Raw genomic sequence first — 21247 nt, 5'->3', positions numbered from 1 at the left:
AGTGGTGCGGCGGTGCGCGTCGCGTCGACTACGGGATACGGGGGTGAGTGGTGGATGTGGCTGTCATGACGCGTACAACACCGGCGACGAGTTCGGTGCCGCTCGGCAACTGGCGCCGCCGAGTGGTGCTGCTGACGCTGTGTGGCGCGGCGTTCTCGATCAGTCAGGACACCGCGACCCAGTCCATCGCCGTCGTCAGCCTCCTGCATCAGCTCGGCCATCGCCCCGACCTGCCGATCTCGGTCTGGATACCGGCCATGCACGTCATCGCCTACATCGCGCTGCTGCTGGTCGGCGGGGCGCTGGCCGACCGTTTCGGGGCCAAACGGGTGCTGGTCACCGCGTTCGTCGGCTATCTGGCCGCCGCCGCGCTGATGGTGAGCTTCCCGCACACGCCCGTGGCGTTGCTGGCCGGACGGGCTGTGCGCGGAGCGTGTTCGGCGGCGATCCTGCCGAGCGCGCTCTCGCTGCTCGTGCTCGTCTACGGCTCGGGTCGCGCCAGGGCGCGGGCGGCGATCACCTGGGCCGGGTTCAGTGCGGCCGGGCCGCTCGTCACCCCGCTGATCAGCGCGGCGGCGATCGGCCATGTGTGGTGGCCACGCATCATCGGGGCCATGTCGGTGCTCGATGTGCTCATCGCGGTCACCGCGGTCGTGGCGATTCCCACGGTGGCGGCCGACCGCGACCTGCGCGTGAACTGGCGCTGGCTCGCGACCATGACCATTGCGGGCGGTCTGCTCGCGCTCGCCTTGCACAAGGCCCCCGACTGGCATTGGCATTCGTCGGCGTTCCTGCTCGTCTGCGGCGCGGGCGTGGTGGTCATGGTGATCGCGTTCGTCGCGACCCCGGACGGTCTCGCCCAACTCGGGATCGTGCGCGCCGTGCCGAGGGTGCGCTACGTGATGGTGGCCCTCGGCACCGCGGTGCTGGCGCTGTTCGGGATGTTGCTGCTGGTCATCCAGTACTTCCAAGTGCTCGGCGGGCCCGACCCGCTGCCCACCGCGGTGAAGCTCGTGACCGCCAGCTGCGCGGCGACCGTGCTCGGCTCGGTGATCGGCATGTGGTTGCATCGGCAGCACTGTGTGGTCGCCGCGGCGATCATCGGTTCGGTGCTGATGCTCGATGGGTTGGCCATCGGATTGACCGCAGGCATGTCGAGCGGCAGCGCGCCGCTGTTCGGCATGGTCTCGGTGACCAGTCTGGGGTTCGCACTGGTCATGGGGATCACCCTGGAGACCCTGTGCGCGTCGTTGCCCGCGACCCGCACCGGCGTGCCGTGGGCAACGCAACTGGTCCTGGTGCAACTGAGTGGGCTGCTCGGCACCGCGCTCGTCGGCGTGCTGGCCAATCAGGGCTATCGGGACAGTTTCGTCGTCCCGGCCGACCTGCGGGCCGGCGCGAGCGCCGATATCGGCAGAGTCCCGATCGGCGACGGCGTGCGGGCGACCACGGAGATCGCCGACCAGACAGGCAGCCCTTTGGTCATCGCGATGCGCAATGCCTTCATCATGGGCTACCGCGACGGTCTACTCGCGCTGATCGCCGCAGTCGCGATCGCGGTTATCGCGCTCGTGGTGGCCGCGGCGCTTGCGCGCAAATCAAGCACCTCCACAAATAGTGGGTTCTGAGCTCGGCAGGTGCTCATTTCGATCATTTCGCGGCGGTGGTGTGCGTGTTACGAACTCAAACAAGATCAGGGAATTCTAAAGATCTCAAGAAAACCTCAAGGCGGTTGATGCATGTTTGCGGCTTCCCAGAATTGCTAATTGTTCCGCAATGGGCTTTGGCCTCGGGATTTCCGTGCGCATAATTGGCGTAATCAGTCGCCGAAAGATGTGGACCGAGAAATGCGGACAACCGAAACCCCCACCGCCCTTCGCCGTTCCGCTGAGCGCTCAGCGGCCCGGCGGGAAGCCTCACGCACGGCTGCCGAGGAAGCGCTCGCCCGCTCGCGTGCCGAACGCGCACAACTCGAACAGGGTCGGCTCTTCCGGGCCGACCTGGTCGCCGAGGCCGAGAGTCTGTTCGAGGACATCAGCGCCTTGCACGACGAACTCCGCGAGATCTACCGGCAACTGGGCATGCTGCGTCGCCGCTTCCCGAGTCTGCCGCCCGCCCCGCGACTGGCCGGCTATCCGCCGGTCGTCGTGCCGCCCGCACCCGCCGCCACGCGCCCGGCGCCCACGTCGGCGACCGCATAGCGACCACCACGCGCCGCCCTTGGCACTGCGGTAATCTCGCCTTTCGGTTGGCTTGACCGAACTGGCGAAGGGACCGTGGCGGTGCGTGTGGTGGTGGTCGAGGACGATCCTGGTCTGGCCTCGGCGTTGCTCGACGGTTTACGGACCCAGGGCTTGCGCGATCTCGACCACCTCAGCAACGGTCTCGACGTCCTCACCTCCTACACCGCCTACGACGTGGTGATTCTCGACCTCGGACTGCCGGACCTGAACGGCTACTTGGTGTTACGCCAACTCCGCAAGGTGAGCGACATCCCGGTGATCGTGCTCACCGCCGAGGGGGACGAGGTCACCGCGGTGTCGTGTCTGCGCGCGGGCGCGGACGACTACATCGTCAAACCGCCCCGCGTCGCCGAACTGGCCGCCCGGCTCGAGATCGTCACCCGGCGAAAGGACAGCGTGAGCGCCGCGCCGTGTGTGGTGGTCACCGGCGATGTCACGATCGACCTGGTCGCCCGCACGGTCGAGGTGGCCGGTGAGCGAGTCACGTTGACCCAGAAGGAATTCGCCGTCGCGCAGGTGCTGGCCGGCCACCCTGGAGCTGCGGTCGGGCGCGACCGGATCATGACCGAGGTGTGGGGCGAGACAACCCCGTCCACCTCGCGTTCTCTCGACGTGCACATGGGCTCGCTGCGCGCCAAGATCAACCGCCCCGGCCTGATAAGCACCATCCACGGCTTCGGCTACCGCTGGTCGCGCTGAGGTGGGCTGATGCGCGCACGACTGGTCGCCGCATTCACCATGCTCGCGGCGATCTGCATGATCGCCTTCGCGATCGCGGTCGGCTACGAGGTGGCCAACAGCCGCACGAACAAGCTGCTGATCGAACGGGTCCACGACGCCAACCGTTTCGCCGATTTGGCCGCCTACGACCCGGCCACCCTGTGCACCGCGGCGCAGACGTTCTACGACAGCACCGGCAGCGCCGTGCTAGTGGTCGCCAGGGACGGCCACGCGCTGTGCGTCGCGGGCGTCGACCACACCGACGCGGCGGTGCTGACGGCGATCCGCGATCGGCATCAGCTGCCGACCCCGCGCCCGCTCTATCCGTGGAATGCCCAGCCGATCCTGCTCGCCCAGCCGATCGGCGTCGATCCCCAGGCGGGTGGGGTGGTGGTGATCTCCGTGTCGACGGCGGTGGCCAGGTCGGAGATCTTGATCCGCTGGACGCAGCTCGCTTGTGGCACGCTGACCGCGCTGCTGATCTTCAGCGGGGTCGCCCTTTTGGTCTCAGGGTGGATCCTGCGCCCGGTCTCGGGCCTGTTGCGCGATGTCGACGTACTGATCGCGACCCTGCCGGGCCCTGTCCCCCAGCCCAAGGCCCCGCCGATGGACGGGCCGCCGGAGATCGTTCGCCTGGCGGTCGGGGTCGAGGCCGTGACGACCGCGGTGGCCGCGTACGCGGCCGCCGAACGTCAACACGTGGTCGATACCGCGCACTCGCTGCGTAATCCCTTGGCCGCCATGATGGTTCGCTTGCAGGCGTTGCAATCGGAGGCGATGTCGGACCGCGACGTGGGTACCTTCGTCAGCGTGGTGCGCGAGGTCGACCGACTGGCCGAACTCCTCGATGCCCTGCTGCCCGGCACCAGGGACGCCGAGGTGGCCGGCGGGGACGCGGTCGTCGTCGCCGCCGAACGCGTCGATGCCTGGGCCGAGGCGTTCGCGCGCCGCGACATGCGCCTGTGCTTCGATCCGGCGGTCACCGAGGCCCACAGCGCGATGCCCGCCACCGCACTCGCGCAGATCCTCGACGTGACGCTGAGCAACGCAACCCGCTACGCCGGTGCCGACACCACGACGACGGTCACGGTCGACCGTGAGTCCGAGTCGGTCGTCGTCCGGGTCGCCGACACCGGCGTCGGCGTCTCCGAGAACGAGATCGATCTGCTCACCACCCGCTTCTTCCGGGGCACCGGCAGCGCCGACGGCGGCTCGGGACTCGGGCTGCCGATCGCGGCCACGCTCGCGGTGCAATACGGCGGTCTGCTCTTCGTCGAATCCGCGCGGCCGCACGGTCTGGTGGTCACGGTGACCCTGCCGGTCGCCGCGAGCGACCTTACGACAAGGTGAACTGCTGACCAGTGGGTGAACTCCACCCGCGCGACCGGGCGGGAACGGCGGGGCGTGCCACAGGATGGCGATCGACACGGTGAACGTGTCGTCGCCGATCCGAAGGAGCCAGCATGCCGCCGCAGGCGAACTCCGGTGAGGTGTCGGTCGACCCCGAGGCGTTGATCGCCAAGGGAAAAGCCCTGTCGGAGTTGCCGGGCGAGCCGAACGGCCTGTTCGCCATCATGACCAAGCTGTACAACCGGCTCAACGAGATCGGCCAGCCGTGGGGCGACGACAAGATGGGCAAGCAGTTCTCCGAGGGGAAGGACGGGTATCTCTCGGCCGAGGACAACTTGCTCGGCAACGCGAGCACCGAGAAGGACGCCGAGGGTGCGGTGCCCGTCTACGGTCAGCTGTTGGTCAACTACGGCAAGACTCTCGAGGAGGCCGGCAAGGCGTTCGGGCTCGGTGAGGATCTGTTCGCCAATTGGATTCTGAACAAGTACATCGACGAGGACGCCACCGGCAATCCCGGCCCCTACACCGGCAAGCTCAGCTCCGATCCGAACCACAGCTCGAACAAGCCACCACCCGGCCCGACCGGGCCGCCCCCGCCCGACAGCGCGAACTCGAACTCCGGTGGCGGCGGTGGGGACGGCCGGCCCGATATCGACATCCCGAACACCGACGGCGCGACCGGGGGACCCACCACTGGTTCGGGTGGGCCGAACCCGGGCGGGAACGCACCCGATCTCGGTGCCTTCCAGTCGAAGACGGGCACCGACTCGACGGGTTCTGGTGTGTCGAATTTCCAGGGGCCGACGGGCGGCGTCGACTCTCCGCTGACCATCGGCGGGTCCGATGGCTCGTCGGGCGGCACCACGGACCCGTCGAGCCTGGTGCCCGGCGCGCTCGGCCCCTACGCCGCTCAGTCGGTCATCGACCCGAAGACCGGCCTGACCCTCGACCCCAAGACCGGGCTGCCCATCGACCCCAAGACCGGCCTGCCGCTCGGCACCGGCGGGTCCGGTCGATCCAATTCCAACTCACCACAATCGACTTCGTCTCCGCGCGTGCCCTTCGATCCGGAGCGAGTTGCCAACGGCGGGACTCAGCAGGGCAGCCAGACTCGCGCGGGCGTGGCAGGCACGCCGATGATGCCCGGCATGCCGACCGGCGGCATGCCTGCGACCAACACCGGCGGTCAGGCGGGCGACCCCAAGGACAAACGGCGCCGCAGGACAACCGCGCCGACCGCCGACACCGAACAGCCGACCGAGTCCGATCCGTGGACCCGGGCGGGCTGGACGCCGCGCGAGCGCTAGATGTCTGTCCCCGACGCGATCTCGCAATCCGACATCACGCTGCCCGAGGCACTGCAACCACTGAGCTGGGCCGCGGGCAGTGAGTGGCCGTCGGGCAGTGAAAACGGCATGTTCGCCCTCGCCGACGCGTGGTCGGACGCCTCGGGCGAGCTGTCGGCGCTCGTCGCGAGTGTGAAGAACGCGATCGAGGACGTCCTCGATGCCTACCCGTCGGCCAAGACGCGCAACGCGGGCATGGTGACCACCCTGAACCACCTCGTCGACGAGGACGAGGACACCTCGCTGCAAGCCATCGCCGAGGCGATGAAGAAGCTGGCCGCCTCCTGCGACAAGGTCGGCTGCGCGATTCAAGAGAACAAGATCATGATCATCATCGGTCTTGTCCAGCTGGTGTGGGAGATCGCCCTCGCCTGGCTGTCGCCCGCGACCGCGCCCGCCGCCATTCCGGTGAAGGTCGCCTTCTATAAGCTGGTTTTCCAATGGATCAAGACCATGCTGATGCAGATGGTCACCGCCGCGGTGCATGCCATGGCGCAGCAGGTGATCCTCAACATCCTGGTCCAGCTCGGGCAGATGGCGGCCGGGCACAAGGACAGCTTCGACGTGAGCGCGCTCGGCCAGTACGCGCTCGGCGGTGCGCTCGGCGGTGCGTTCGGTGCTCTGTTCGGCAAGATCGGCGGTGATCTGTTCAAGCTCGGCGGCGGCAAGATCACCAGCACCGAGTTCAACAAGCGATGGCAGACCGTGCTGACCGGCATCGTCCAGGGCGGGGCCGGTGGCGTCGGCGGTATGGTCGGCGGCGGTCTGGCCAACCAAATTATCAACGGCGGGCCGTTCGAGCTGGACCCGCGCATGCTCGGGGCCGGTGTCGGTGGCGCCTTCGCGGGCGCGGGCCGTGGTTGGCGCGCGGGCGGGACCGACGTGCACGTGGACGTGCCGGAGGTCAAGCTGAACGGTGACGCGCCGTCGGTCTCGTCGACAACGCATGCATCGGGTGGGGAAGGCGCCCCCACTGTCCCCAAAAATATCGGTGGCGAAGGGAACTCGCTGAAGTCCGGGGGCGACGGCAATTCGACCGGCTCACGCGCAGGCGATGGCGACGCGTCGAACACCAAGAGCGACACGGACTCGACGATCTCCGACGCGCCGGGCAGCACCAGATCCGTTACCGAGTCGGACACCACGTCGCTGTCCGAGTCGGTGACCTCATCGGATGGTTCGTTGGACTACCTGATCATCGACGGTGATCAGACCGCGCACGTCCCGGGCGGGAACGAGCAGACCTCGGGCGGCCATTCGTCGACCGTCGACCACCTGTCGAGCGGGGTGCCCACCCCGCAGGACACCGCCACCACGTCGACGGTGTCACAACCGGGCATGGCGTCGTCGTTCACGCAGACGCAGACCGCCCCGCCGGTCAATCAGTCGAGCGCGACGGCGAGTCAGCCGAGCACGGGCGCACACCAGAACTCGACCGTGCCCAAGAGCGAGCCGAGCGCGAACAACGCCGCCACCGGTAATCGTGACTCCGCGAGCGTGAAATCGACGGACGCGTCCCAACAGTCGCCGTCGCGCTCGACCCCGAACGAGCGCGTGGACACCCCCGTCGACAACATCCGCGCGACGGACACCGACTCGGCGGTGCCGATCAAGCGGTCGGCGAACGCCGAGTCCGAGACCGTGCCGGTGAAGTCAGAAGCCTCGTCGGCGTCACGACCCGAGTCGTCGAGCAAGGACAAGCCGGGACCGTCGGCCCGCGATACCCAGCCGACGCCGCGGGCACCGGCCGACAACCCGAACCGGTCGAACTCGGAATCGAGCGGGTTGAAACCATCGAATGCCAAGGGACCCAACGGGTCCGATCCAGCGGGCGGGCCGAGTGCGGCGCACCGACCGCGTCGCGGGGACGACGGCAACGACACCAACGTGCTCGCCGACGATCGGCGGTCGACGGCCACCGATCGCGACTCCGAGACCAACTCCCTTGCCGACAAGGACAGCGATGACGCGTCGTTCGTCCCGGCGAGGGAGCCGTTGGGTGGCGATCGCGACACCAGTTCGCTGACCAGTAAGGACAGCGACGGCGCATCCTTCACCACCGCGCGCGAGACGCTCTACGGCGATGGCGATTCCATCCGGTCGCGGGAGAGCGACGACTCGAGTGCCCGCCCCGACGGCGACGCCCGCTCGATCGAGTCCTCGCCGGCGGGGCAGCGGGAATCCCAGGTCGACTCGTGGTTGGCCGACTTCACCGAGCCGCGCTGGCGGATGGTCAGTCCCGACCTGCTCGGCCCGGTGTGGCCTGGCGGGCGGGGGTTCCTGCGCCAGATCATGGGGTTCCAGCAGACCATCGAGCTGTTCAAGGGCCGTCAGTCCCCGTTCGAGGGGCGCGAGGTCTTCCGGCAGCCCGAGGGCAACGACCTGCCGCTGCGCGACGGGTTCGGCCAGGACGCCCCGCGAAAGACCAGCGGTGGCGACGAGAACACCCCGACCCGCGGCTACGACAAGACGCTCTCGCGCGGGATGTACCGCCTCACCGAATCCGAGCGCGCCCTGCATCGGTTCACCGTCGATGACAAGGGGGTGTGGCAGCGCGATCCGGCGGCGGACCGACAGCACAGCCAGACCGAGAACACCGACACCTCGTCGGTACGCACCGAATCCAGTGCGGCCACCGATGATTCGTCCACCGCGACCAAGCAGGACAAGGCGGGCCGCGACGATGCCAAGCGTGGGCTGCCAGGCGCGAACGTGGTTGGCCGCGACGGTACGCCGACGATCACGGTGCCGAGGTACGGTCCGGTGCTCGCGCGTTGGGGCGAGAGCCAGGCCCCGGTGATGCGCACGATCATCGGCGACCACGAGGGCAACTGGTACGTCAGCGAGCTGCCGCACGAGGCGTTCCACAACGCGGGCGTGTACGTCGCGTTCCAGGGCGAGTTCGCCAACGGCAAGCTGGTGTCGGTCCTCGACCACGCCGGTTCCTACCATCAAGCTCCCGCGCGGGTGAAGGCCGCGCTCGGGGACCTGTACGAGGGGCTGATCCACTACGACCAGCACGGCAACCGGTACACCCCCGAGCAGCGCGCGGACCTGGGCTACGCCGCGCCGCGCAACAACGCCCCGAGGGCCGACGCCGACCAGGACACTGCACACGGCAAGTCGGACGAGGACTCCGACACCGCGAGCACGCGGTCACGCACCAGCGACATGTCGGAAAGGGATTCCGACACCAGCAGCGAGCACTCGCGCACCGACGAGCCCGAGCTGTTCCGGCATGGCACCAAGTGGGACGAGATCCCCGAGCTCGAGGCGGGCTCGCGCACGCTGACCAGGGACTCGGCCGGTCTGGATCTCACCGGTCTGACCTTCGCGGCCCTCGGCGACCAGAGTGCGGCCCGCTACGTGTGGCACCGGCCGCCCGTCGACGCCGAGGGCGGGACCGATACCGCGAGCGGGTGGCGGCGCACCAACGGCGACCCGCTCGAACTCGATGATCTGCAACGGATTCTGACCGACCCGCGACTGACCGAGTTCCGCATCCCGAAGGACGCCGACAGCTCGGACAACCCCGAGCAGCCACGTCAGCCGAACCCACGCCATGACCCGGAACCGCTCGCGGGCCAAGACTCGGCCACGCCGCCGCACATCCCCCGAAATGACCACGAAAGCGATACGCCACCACGGGATTTCGAGCAGTTCAGCAAGTCGATCGTCGACAACTTCGACGCGCGGTACTGGTCGGGGCGGACCACCGAGCAACTGCGCGCCGACCTGTCGGGCGCGCGGTTCCACGCCTCGACCGACCCGGCCGAGGCCGCCGCCTACGAGCGGGCCGTCTCGGCGACGATCGAGATCGTCCGGCGGGGGACCGCCGACGCCAACGGCAACGGTAAGACCATGTTCTTCACCCAGGTGATGGCCGCGACCGCCATGCGGCACGGCCCGGTGAACATGGACGCGGGCGAGGGCAAGACCCTCGCCTTCCTCGCCAACGCGATATTGACCGCGGGAGCCGGGGATTCGTTGCAGGTGTTCACCACCCGCGACGTGCTGGCCAATGCCGCCTTCGCCCTGTATCAGAAGGTGTTGAGCCCGTTCGACTTCCACATCGGCCGCATGAATCCCGACGGCGGCCCCGGCGACGCGTACCACGTGCCACCCGATGGCAAGCCGACCATCTACATCGGCACGCTCAACGACGCGGGATTCGGGGCGCTGCGCGGCAAACAACTACCGGGCCGCATCGCGGTGATCGACGAGATCGACGAGGCCCTGCACCATGCCATGACGACTTGGATCATTTCGGAGGGAACGGCGAAGGCGGCGCCTGCGCACGTGGTGAACTCCGTCCACAACGCTCGCAGGTTCCTGAACAGTGAACTCGAGCGCGGGAACCTCACCCCGAGCGATTTCGGGCGCGTCGACGACCGCGTCGGCGGCCCGGCCCGGCTCACCGACGAGGGCGTCGCCAAGGTCGGCAGGCTGCTCTACGGCGAGGACGGCCCCACCGACGCGCAACGGCAAACCCTGCGTGATGAGATCCATCAGCTCGATATGGCCGCCTCGGCGCGCTGGGAGATGGTCGAGAACGACCACTACATCGTCGACCACAAGACCGGCAAGGTCTACATCATCGAACAGACCAGCCACAAGGTGATGTTCGATCCCAAGACCTCCACCGAGAGCCGCTGGAACTCCGGCCTGGCCCAAATGCTGGAAGCCAAGCACGGATTGACCATCCGCGCCGACACCGAGAGCTCGCGCAGTCTCACCGCGCGCGAGCTGTTCAGCAGCGCCAACCACGATCTGGTCACCGGCGGGTCGGGCACGGCCAAGGGCGTGGCGGGGGAGCTGAGTCGCGTTTACGGCATGCCCGATGTGGTGACGGTGCCTCGGCTCAAGGCATCGTTGCTCGACACCGAGACCGACGTGCTCGCCGTCGACCAGGCGGGCAAGCACACCAATCTGGCCGACGACATCATCGAGAACTACCGCCCGGATGCTCGCCCGGTGCTTGCCATGGCCAATCGCAACAGCGAGGTCGCCGAGATCTCCCAGCGGTTGACGGCGGCAGGCATCCCGCATCGGGTGGTCGACGCCGCGTTCCAGCTCAAGCACGGCGCCGATTGGGAGGCCGAGTTCGCCAAGATCCTCGACAAGGCGGGCGAGCTGGGCCATGTGTTGGTGACCAACCGGCAGGGTGGGCGCGGCGTCGACATCGAGATCAGCGCCAAGGTCAGCGAGCAGGGCGGTCTCCGCGTGTTGATCTCGGGTAAATCCGAGCTGCGCGACATCGACATCCAGGCCGAGAACCGGGCCGCGCGCGCCGGTCAGAAAGGCAGCGTCAAGTACTTCCTCGCCGCCGACGACACGCTGTTCGCGCACGCCCCGGAACACGCGACGGCGATCATCCGGTACACGAACGCCGTCGCCGACTACGCGACCGCGCACGCGACCTACGAATCGATCAAGCGCGGCGCGCAGCCCGATCCGGCGGATCACGACACGACGACGCATCCGCGAACCGACGAGTCGGGGCAGCACATCGAACTCGACCTGGCTGCGGCGAAGCTCGCCGCTGCCAAGAGCGAGCGCGACGACGCGGCACGGCAGGTGCTCTCGCTCGCCGCGACCGTGCAGGAGCGCAATGCCGCGCACCTGGTGAGCCGCGCGCACCCGGTGCACGACACCCACACTGAGTCGCCGACCGACCTCGACTCGGGGCGCACGCTGCCGCCCGAGCATCCGCCTCGCCAGGACGACGACCCGGTGCCCGATCCGCGGGTGGAGGGGCAGGAGTTCGAGTCGTCGGTCACCGCGCCGCGCGCCGACGGGCCGCAGGCGCCGCCCGCGCAGGCCCCGGTCATGCCGGTGGACATCGCGACGCTCACCACCGGTCAGCTCCTGGTCGCCGATCGCACCGGGCACCTGGTCGGTATGACCGCGAATACCACTGTGACCGTGCTCGATTCGCTGTCCGACGGCAGTCGACGGGTGCTGCTGCCCGACGGCAGACAGGCCACCGTCACCGCGGCGATGGTCGCCGAGGCGTTCACGGCCCACGAGGACGGGCAGCGGCTCACCACCAAGCCGACAGGTGTCTACGTCCCCGACGACGCGGGCGTGGTCAGGGACCTGTTGCCACCGGACAACCAGGACACCACCTGGTACGTCCGGTACGGCCCCGACGGGTTCGCGCTGCGGGTGGCCGACACGAAGTGGCGGTCGGTCGACCCGGCCGCGCTCGGCATCGGGGCCGCGCGGGCGAACGGTGCGCTGTACGGGCCGACCGGGCAACCGAGCCCGGCCGATGTTCGCCAGGGCGGGGCGGGCACCTGCTACCTGCTCGCCAACCTGATCGGCCTGGCCAGCCGCGATCCCGCCGCGATCGCGAGCATGATCACCGAGCACAGCCGCGACGGCCGGCGCGTGTTCTCGGTGCGGTTCTTCGACCGCGACCGCGACGAGTGGGTGTACTCGACCGTCGACGACACCTTCTTCACCGATGCGCGGGGGCGCATGAAGTATGCCGCCCACCTGCCGGATCAGCCGCTGTGGCCCGCGGTGATCGAGAAGGCGTGGGCGGTGTACCGAGGCGAGGACAAGGGCTACTTCGGCATCGACACCGGATTGCCCGGCCGCGCTGGTGGAGCCCTGCGGCCCTCGACCCTGCCCGGCTCCCAGGGGCGTGCCCAGCCGACCCGCGTGGTCGATACCCCCTTGCTGGCGCACCCCTTCGAACTCGATCGCGACACCTTGGCCGAGGCGGTCGGCAGCGACGGTTTCGCGCGCCTGCTCCTTGGCTGGGAGCGAGCCTTCCTCGACACGCTGACCGTCGGCTCGACTGTCGCGGTGCGCGCCGCCTTCGACAATTTCCTCGCCGAGATGCTCGGCGATCACGAGAGATCAACGGCCACAACGAAAGACGTGTACGGGCGCGTCCGCAAGGCGCTTACCGGCCGGACCATCGACGAGATCACCCCGGAGTACCTGGCCGATCTCGTCGACACCGACCTCGCCGACGCCATCGGCATCACCGTGGCCACGCTCACTCCGGACACCCTCGGCAGCGCGACCCTGGCCGACTACGTGGTGGATCAGTGGCGGGCCGCAGCCGCGGCGCTCACCCGCCACCTGACCGCATGGGCCGACGACGCCGCGCTGTCGGACACCGCCCTCGCGGTCTGGACCGCCCAGCGCATCGATCAACTCATGAGCTACGGCGACACGATCGTGCTCGGCACCAAGGCCGCCCCCGCCAAGGGCTCCGGAACCGTTGCCGGACACGCCTATTCGGTCCTCCGGGTGGAGTTCGCCGACAGTGAGACCCGGTCGCGGCCGACGGCGGTCGTGGTCGCCGACCCGTATGCGGGCGACACCCAGACCTCGGTGCCGCTCGCCGAACTCAACCGCTTCGCCACCCTCGGCACCGTCGGCGCGGGCGCGGTGTGGGCCTACGGTCAACCGGTCGCTGCCCCGCGCGACAGCACCGCTGACCTGCTCGGCGCGCTGGATACGGCGGCTGTGACACCACAGACGCTCACTCCGCCGAACATCAGCGCGCGGCTCCGCGACCTCGACAGTGTCACCGACGCAGGGGAGCGGGTGCGGATCGTGCGCGACTGGTGGCGCCGCGACGGCGAGAGATGGTGGGAGGAAACAGATTTCGCCGCGGCCGGGATTGCGGCCAAACGGCAGCTGGCCGTGCGCTACCGCTGGCTCGGCAGCGCCGACGGTATCCCCGCACACGTCCGCGACGACATCAACCGCACCTATCTCGCCGCCGAGCTGAGCCGGTTGACCGAACTGGAGCGAGTCGACCGCGCCTCGGGGCCCAAGCGGCGGCGAGGACTGAGTCCGCGCGAGATCGACCGGCTCGCCACCGCGCGCGAGTTCAGCCATGCCCTGCTGGTGGCCGAGGGCGACGCGATGGCACTGGCGACGGAGTCGGCGTTCGCGACTCCCCGGGTGCACCTGCTCGACGTCGACCTGGACGCGTTCGATCAACAGGGTGTGCTGGTGCTCGTGCTCGGCGACCCCGACGCGGCCACCTCGGTGGTGTGGCACGTGCCTGCGGGCGGCGACTTCGCGAGAGGTGTCGCCAGGGGAGCCGATCTGTACGCCTCCCTCGAGCGCCGCGAGCAGAGTGGATCGACCGCGGTCATCGTGTGGTCGACGCGTGCCGACGCGGGCATCCGGCGACGCCCGCTCGAGCACGCCATCGCGCGCTTCCAGGCGTTGCGCGAGCGGTTGCTGTGGGAGAACGGCGTGAGCCCCGCGCTGCGTTCGCTCGAGGTGGTCGACCACCGGTGGGGTCGCGACACCGCGACGGGCCGACGCGGCATCGACCAGCCGCTCACCCAGGCCGGGCGGCGTGTGCTGGCCGCCGGTCGGTCGCTGGTACCGGTCACCGGGCCACTGTTCGCCGATGACGGCGTCGCCCGCGTCACCGATGTGGTCGCCGACAGCGATGTCCCGGTCGGCGCTCAGTCGCTGTATCGCGCCATGCGCGCGCTGGTGGCCGAGCGGCCGCTGTGGGTGCGGCGCATGGTCGGCGAACGCGCCGACGGCACGATCGAGGTACGGTTCACCGGCCGCGACGGCGCCCCGGTGCTGGTGGCGCTCGACCGGGACTTCGTCGCGTTCGACGGTCACCTCGCGTATCAGGCCGATCGGCCGGGACAACCGTTGTGGCCCGCCGCCATCCAGCGGGCCTGGGATCTGTACCGCGCGAGCCTGCCTGGCGAACTGGCCGACAACGAGTTCGACACCGCGCTGCGACCACCCGAAACCGACACCGCCGCCGAGGTCTGGGCCCCCGGGGGGATATGGCGGGTCGGCGGTGCCCGGGTACGCGCGAATTCCCTGCACCCGATGGACCTCGGGGCATCGTCGTTGGCGAGCCTGCTCGGCGATGCCAAGGCCGCCGCCGCGATCGCCGCGCTCGACGCCCGGTTCCGTGCCCGCGAGCGGGTGGCCGCGCAGCACCGGCTGTGGGAGTCGTTGCGTGCCCACCGGGCCGAGCTGGCCCGGAATCGCGGCTCTGCCAGGGGTTTCGACCTCGTGGTCCAAACCATGCTCGCGCGCCGCTACGACGACGCCGCCGCGTTCGACACGTTGCTGCGCCACCACCTCGGCGGCACCGACTCACGACCGGTGCGCCAACTACGCCGTCTGCTGCGGTCGGCAGAGCTCGATCCGATCGCGGACTGGCCGGAACTGCTCGACGCACTGACGACGACCGGCCGCGCCGCGAACGGCGGATACCACACCGGCACGGCCGATCTGGCGCGGTGGTTGCGAGCGAACGGCCCGCGTACGGCAGCCGGGTTCACCGCCCTGTTGCGCAGGTACAGCGCAGGTGTCGCGCTGTCGGCCGACCGGTGGGAGCGCGCCATCGATACGGTGCACGACCTGCTGACAGCATGGGAGAGCGATGCCCCGCTCCCGCAGGCAAGCGCCGCCCACGCCGGTGCGACGCTGCGCGCCTTGTTCGAGCGCACCGAGACACTCGTGGTGAGCACTCGGCCGAACTGGCCGACGACTCCACAGGACGTGGGCGTCGAAGGCGACTCCAGGTACCTGGTGACCGCGATCCACACCGACACGGCCAACGAGGTCGTCCTCGTCGAACTCCTGGACGCGCACGGCCGCCTGACCCTGCTCGAACCGCGCCATCTCAACCAGATCAGCTGGCTCACCGTCGCAGGCCGGGCCACACGCACGGCAGTATCTCTCGCGACCCCCACCGAGAGCGCGCCCATCCCGGCGACCCCGATGATGATGGACGTCGACGATCCCGTTGAGCTGCCCGGGCAGCCGATGGACATCGATGACCCCGCTGAGCTGTCGGGGCACTGGCCGGACAACCCGAACACCCCCGATGACGAACTCGCCGAGGATCTGCGCCGCCTCTTCGCCGAACCGGAAGCGCCCCCGCCACCGGTCCCCGTCGTCGCCCCGAACGCGCGGACCGTTGGCGCCGGTCTCTCGGTGGCTGCTCGACACCTCGGGCTCCAGATGCCGACGACGACCTCGCGCTTGGTCGGAGCCGAGCGCGGGTTGTACGTCAGTGACATCGACCGGAACCTGATCCGGATACGTCCAGTGGACCGGCCGAAGGTGGTGCGGCGAGCCAACGGCGTCGTCACCATCGAAATCGACCGCGAACGCCACCGCTTCGCCGAGCACGTCGTGACGGCCGCTTTCAGGACGCGACGGCGGGGCAGTACCACCCTCCTGCCACAGGGCACCGGCGTGGTGATCGACCGCGCGGGCCAGGCGGTGACCCTGGCGGGGAGAAAGTTCGTCATCGAGGCCGCCATGGCCGACTCGAGCATCGGGGTGCGCCTCGACGGTGCCGAGTACCATCGGGTCGCCCGCCGTCATGTGGTGGTCGAGCAGATCAAGGCGCGCGGCCCCCTCTTCGGCCCGACGAACCTGCCGATGCCGTTCGACGCGCTGCAAGGCGGGCTCGGTGACTGTTATCTGATCGCCGAACTCCGCGCCCTGGCCGACCGGCAGCCGCGGTTACTGGTCGAGATGATCACGGAGCACACCGCGCCCGACGGTCTGCGCACCTTCGACGTCCGGTTCTACAACCCGGTAACCGATGGCTGGGAATGGGTTCGCGTCGACGACACCTTCTACGCCAACGCGCGCGGTGAGGCCATCTACGCGGCGCAGCTCCCTGATCAGCCGCTGTGGCCTGCGGTCATCGAGAAGGCGTGGGCGGTCTACCGCGGCGCCGACAAGGGCGGCGGGTTCCCCGGCATCGTGGGCGGGAACTCGGACGTGGCAGGTGAACGCCTGCGCTCGGCCACGCTCCCCGGCTCGGCAGGCCGCACCCGTGCGGTGACCGCGCGCGAAATCGCCCTGTTCCATCATCCCTTCGAGCTCGATGACGAGACCATCGCGCACATCGTCACCGAGCACCCGAGCGAGGCCGACATCGAGTTCGGCCGCGCGGTGCTCGATCTGGAACCGGCGTTCCAGCGGTGGCGGTCCACCCCGGAAGGTAGGCGCGCCGACCGCGCGTTCAGCGCGTTCCTGCCTACGGCGACCGCTGGGCTCGTCGGCAAGCTGCGCTCGGCGCTCTCGAGCGTGGCCACGGTGGACGCCGACGGCACGGTCGTCGTGACCTCGACCGATGAGCGGTTGCGCGCGTTGTTGGACGTCGACGCGGACGTGCTGTCGACCGTCCTCGGCGGCCGCCTGGTCCGCGACGCGGTCCTCGCCGCCGCGCGTAGGTGGCTCGCCACCTACGGCGACGACGCCGGTTACCGGTCGTGCAACACGCCAGTCGAGAACGACTACTTCATCGACTATCTGAGTAAGCAGTGGAACCATCGGGTGACCCGGCTCGACAACGCGTGGCGGGCCTGGCAGGCGGACGCGCCCCTCGCCCACGACACGCTCGGACGCTGGCTCGCCGAGCGGATCGACTGGTTGCGCAGCCGTGGCGACAGCGTCACGCTCGGCACCAAGGACAGCTACGGCGCGGGCGAGGGCAAGTCGCCGTATGGCCTGTCCGCGAACCACGTGTACACCGTGCTCCGGGTGCTGCGTCCCAAGGGGCCACGCTCGGTACCGACGGCGGTGGTCGTCAGTGATCCTGGCATCCCCGACTCCGAGATCACGGTGCCGATCGCGCAGTTGAACCAGTTCGATTGCTTCTCGTCGGTCGGCGCCGGCGCCAGTGCCGCATTCCCCGGCGTGATCACCGCCCCGGCGTCGCAGGGACGCACCGCCCGTCCGCCCGTGGCCGGATTCGCTCCGCCGCCGAATCTGCCTGCGTCCATGCGCCGCGCCGGCGGAGCGTTCAACTCGCGCGCGCGGACCGAGGCGGCCACGCGATGGTGGCACGACCACGGCGCGAACTGGTGGGCCGCACTGGGATTCGACCGGATGGACGCGCAGTCGCGGTACGCGCTCGGCACGCGTTATCACCGGTTGCGCAAGATGGACGGCATCCCGGTCGCGGTGCGCGACGCGCTGAATCGCGGCTACCTCAGCGCCGAACTCGAACAGCTCACCGAACGCGAGCGGCTCGACACGCTGAGTGCGCGCGCGAGCAAGCGGCTCGTGCTGGTCCGGCGATTCGCCCGGACGCTGGACACCGCGCGCGACGCCATCGACGCGATCGCGGGCACCGAGCACTTCGTCGCCCCGGCGATCTATCTCACGCGCTGCGAACCCGACGCGTTCGGCGGTCTGGGTGCACTGGCGTTCGCCTACGGCGACCCCGAGCGGGCGAGGTCGGTGCTCTGGCATGTGCCGAGCGGTGCGTACTCGGGCGCGCTGTCGGGGGCCGAACTCTACGCCGGCCTCACCCAGCGGGAACAGGCCGGCCGCGGCGCCGTCGTGGTCTGGATGGATCACGCCGAGGCGTTCGAGCGTTCACTGGTCAGCGATGTCCGCAACGCGGTCTCGGCGCCGATGACCACGGCGCGTCAGCGCTTGGCCGACTCGGTGGCCCGGTTCCGGACCCTCCGTCATGTGTTGGCCGACAACGGATTCGCGCCCGAGCCGCGGTTGCTCGAAACCATCGATGAGCGGTGGCGCACCGACTCCGTGCGCAACCTGCTGCCATTGGCCGCGACCAGGGGAGGCCGTCGCACCCCTGCGGCGCTGGCCGAGGAGATTCTGACCGTCGAGGGAACCGTGCTGCCCGCGGGCACGACGGTGGAGATCGTGCGAGACAGCGCGCGGCCCGACGAGGTCCGGCTGCGCACCGCCGATAGCCGTTGGCACACCGTGAACGCCTCGGTCTACGCATCCGCGCTGCCGACCCTGGTCGAGGCCACCGGCCCGCTGTTCGTACCAGGACGGATGCCGAGCGTCGACGACGTCGTGCTCGGCGGGTTCACCCACGGCGGGGCACACATGCTGGCCGAGGAACTGCGCACCCTGGTGCGCGAACGGCCCGGCTGGGTGCGGCGGATGGTCCGCCGGCGCGCGGACGGGATGTTCGTCGTCCGTTTCACCGGCCCTGACGGGGAACCGGTGCTGGTCGAGGTCGACGGTGTTTTCGCCGAGTACGCGGGCCGAAGTGTGTACCAGCTCGATCGTCCGGGTCAACCGCTGTGGCCTGCGGTGCTAGAGAAGGCGTGGGCGGTGTACCGCGAGCGGCACCCTGACCAGCTGGAGCCTGCCGCCGGGCGAGCGGCTATCGGCGAGCACCCGGTCGCGGTGAGCGAAGCCGAGGTGACCGCCGCGTCACGCCACAGCGCATCGGTCGCGCTGCGGCCGACCGGACTGTGGGAGCCGGGCGGCCCCTGGGCCGACGCCCACGCGAGGACCCAGCGCTTCACCATGCATCCGATGCGGCTGTCCGAGTCGCAGCTGGGCCAGGCGCTCGGTGACCCGGTGGCGGCGCGCGCGCTCACGACGATCGCGGCCGCCTATCACGCCCGCCGGCAGCTCGTTGGCGCTGCCGAGCTGTGGGAGGCGGCGCGCGCCTACCGTGCCTGGCTCGATGATCCACGCCACGAGGTGAATCTCACCTCGCGGTTCGACAACGCGATCCAGGCCATGGCCGATCCGAATTACCATGACCCGCACGACTTCGCCGGCTGGCTCGACAGGGAGTTCGGCCAGACCTGGACCGAACCGTTGCGCGAGCTGCACGCCCACGTCGTCGCGATCGGATCCGATGCGCTGGCCGCCTTCCCCGAACTCGCCGACGCCCTCAGCGCAACCGGTGTCCACGAGGCCGGCCAGCCGACCGCGGGCGCGAGCTTCCTGCGCTGGTTGCGCGGCCGCGACCTCAGCGTCCCGCACGCCCTGTCGGCGTTCGTCCGCGAGGAATTCGCGCGGCTCGGCATGGACCGCGCGCGGCGGCTCACCGCCGGTGAGTCCGCGGAACAGCTCGGCTGGCTCTTCAGGTTCTCCGACGAGGACGCCACGACGGTGGTGGACAAGATCGAACGGATGCTGTCGGCGTGGGCCACCCCCGCTCCGCTCGACCTACCGACGGCGACGGTCGCCGCGAGCATGCTGCTCGACCGGTTCCAGGCGAGCCGGACGCTGGTGGTCACCACCCATCCCACCTGGCCCCTCACCCCGGTCACCGGTCTGCGCGGCGACAGTCGCTACGAGGTCACCGCGATCCATCGCGCCGCGCTGAACGGTCGCGTGGTGAGCGCGAGCCTGACCGATGCGCACGGCGTGACGGTCGACGTCCCGATCTGGTACTTCAACCAGTTCGCCGCGCTCACCACCGACGGCGTCGGCGTGCGCACCGCGACAGTGCTCCCCGTGGTCGAGCCGACCGCTCGCCCGCTCGTGCCCACCGACCTCACCACGGCCGACGCACTGCCGGTGCTCCCCACCGCGAGCACGTCGGCGCCACGCACCGGCCCGCTCATCGGCCCGGCCGGACCGGTGCCGCAAGACCTCGACGCACTGGGTGATTGGCCGTTCTTCGAGTCGCTGCGCGCGCACTTCGCGATCCCCGGCGCAATCGAGTCGGCCCTGCGGGTGGTCGTCGGCCGACCGGCAGACCGTGCGATCGGGCTGCACGGAGTGCTCGTCGACGGCGCGGGCAATCTCGTATTCCCGGACGGTCGGATCATCGCGCCGAACAGCGTCGTCGCCGTCGACGTGCTGGTCTCGGCCGCTGGACAGTCACGCTGGGTCCGGGTGGCGCCGATCTCACCGCATGCGGGGTTGCTGCCGCCGGGCACGCCGATCTGGCCGCTGCTGTTCCTCGAAGCGCACCGCAGTCTCGAACCGGAGAGTGTGCTCGGCGCGTCGGGCCTGGCCCATCCCCTGCGACTACCGGAAACGACGTTGGCGTCGCTGCTCGGCGACCGCGCGGCGGCCTCGGCGATCGTCGGACTCGCGCGCGACTACCGAGCGCGAGTGCACGTCGCGCAGCACACGGACCTGTGGGAACGCGTGCGACGGGTGCACGACATGGTTGCCGCCGCCGATCCCTACGCGAGCAGACGTTTCCGCCTGGTGCTCACCACCATGACCCGGACGCAGTACGACGATCCGGCGGCCTTCGCCGCGTTCCTCGCCGGGCAGTTCGGCCGGGGGCTTGCCCCGCAGCTGGTCGCCACGGTGACGGCGCTGCTGACCTTGCTGCGCGGCCATGTGGTCGCCACCGACCGCGACCTGTTCACCGACTGGCCCGAGCTGATCGCCGCCGTCCGGCCATCCACCGGGGATGCGCCGCCGAGGTTCGCGGAGTGGTTGCGCGCCAACGAGGTCGCCACCCCCAGCGGGCTGACGCAGTTCCTGCGCGCCGGACTGTCGCGCACCGCACTGAACGCCGAGGGTGTCGACACCGCCATAACGCGGACACTCGAACTGCTCGACGGCCTCGGCGACGACCATCCGCTGCCCCGCCCGCTGACCGTCGCCGTCGGCGCCACTGTGCGGGACCTCTTCGAGTCGAGCCGGACGCTGCTGGTGACCACCCGTCCGATCGCCACGGACGTCCAGGCCGGTGGGCTGCGCGGCGATCAGCGGTACGAGGTCGTCGCCGTCACCACCGCGGGTGACTCGGGTGTGGTGCTCAGCGCCACGCTCGTCGATCGAGCGGGGCGACGAACCACCGTGCCCGCGTGGTACTTCCACTTCTTCGCCGAGCTGACGACGGACGGGGCAGGCGAA

6 protein-coding genes (1 of these 6 running past the window's edge) are annotated in these 21247 nt (G+C 69.7%); all 6 read left to right on the top strand.

Going from position 1 to position 21247, the window contains the following annotated elements; translation table 11 throughout:
- Window positions 1-65: 65 nt before the first annotated feature.
- Entirely contained in the window at window positions 66-1628 is a 1563-nt protein-coding gene (locus tag ACWEVR_RS28280) for an MFS transporter (protein WP_452469402.1), read from the top strand.
- Window positions 1629-1847: 219 nt separating this feature from the next.
- Entirely contained in the window at window positions 1848-2201 is a 354-nt protein-coding gene (locus tag ACWEVR_RS28275) for a hypothetical protein (RefSeq protein ID WP_452469401.1), read from the top strand.
- A gap of 81 nt (window positions 2202-2282) precedes the next feature.
- Window positions 2283-2942 (top strand): response regulator transcription factor, encoded by a 660-nt coding sequence (locus tag ACWEVR_RS28270; RefSeq protein WP_452469400.1) that lies wholly within the window; start codon window positions 2283-2285, stop codon window positions 2940-2942.
- A 9-nt stretch (window positions 2943-2951) separates the two neighbouring features.
- A complete protein-coding gene (locus ACWEVR_RS28265) occupies window positions 2952-4313 on the top strand; it encodes a sensor histidine kinase (protein WP_452469399.1) in 1362 nt (453 codons plus the stop codon).
- A 113-nt stretch (window positions 4314-4426) separates the two neighbouring features.
- The gene (locus ACWEVR_RS28260; protein WP_452469398.1) at window positions 4427-5620 is read left to right on the top strand and encodes a hypothetical protein; all 1194 of its coding nucleotides are present in this window, start codon (window positions 4427-4429) and stop codon (window positions 5618-5620) included.
- Window positions 5621-21247: the start of a C2 family cysteine protease gene (locus ACWEVR_RS28255; protein WP_452469397.1), read on the top strand. 16050 nt of this gene lie beyond the right edge of the window; the window shows 15627 of its 31677 coding nt (coding positions 1-15627); its start codon is at window positions 5621-5623; its stop codon lies beyond the right edge, outside the window.

The sequence above is a fragment of the Nocardia sp. NPDC003979 genome (assembly GCF_053605015.1).
This window is presented reverse-complemented; position numbering and strand designations above follow the sequence as displayed.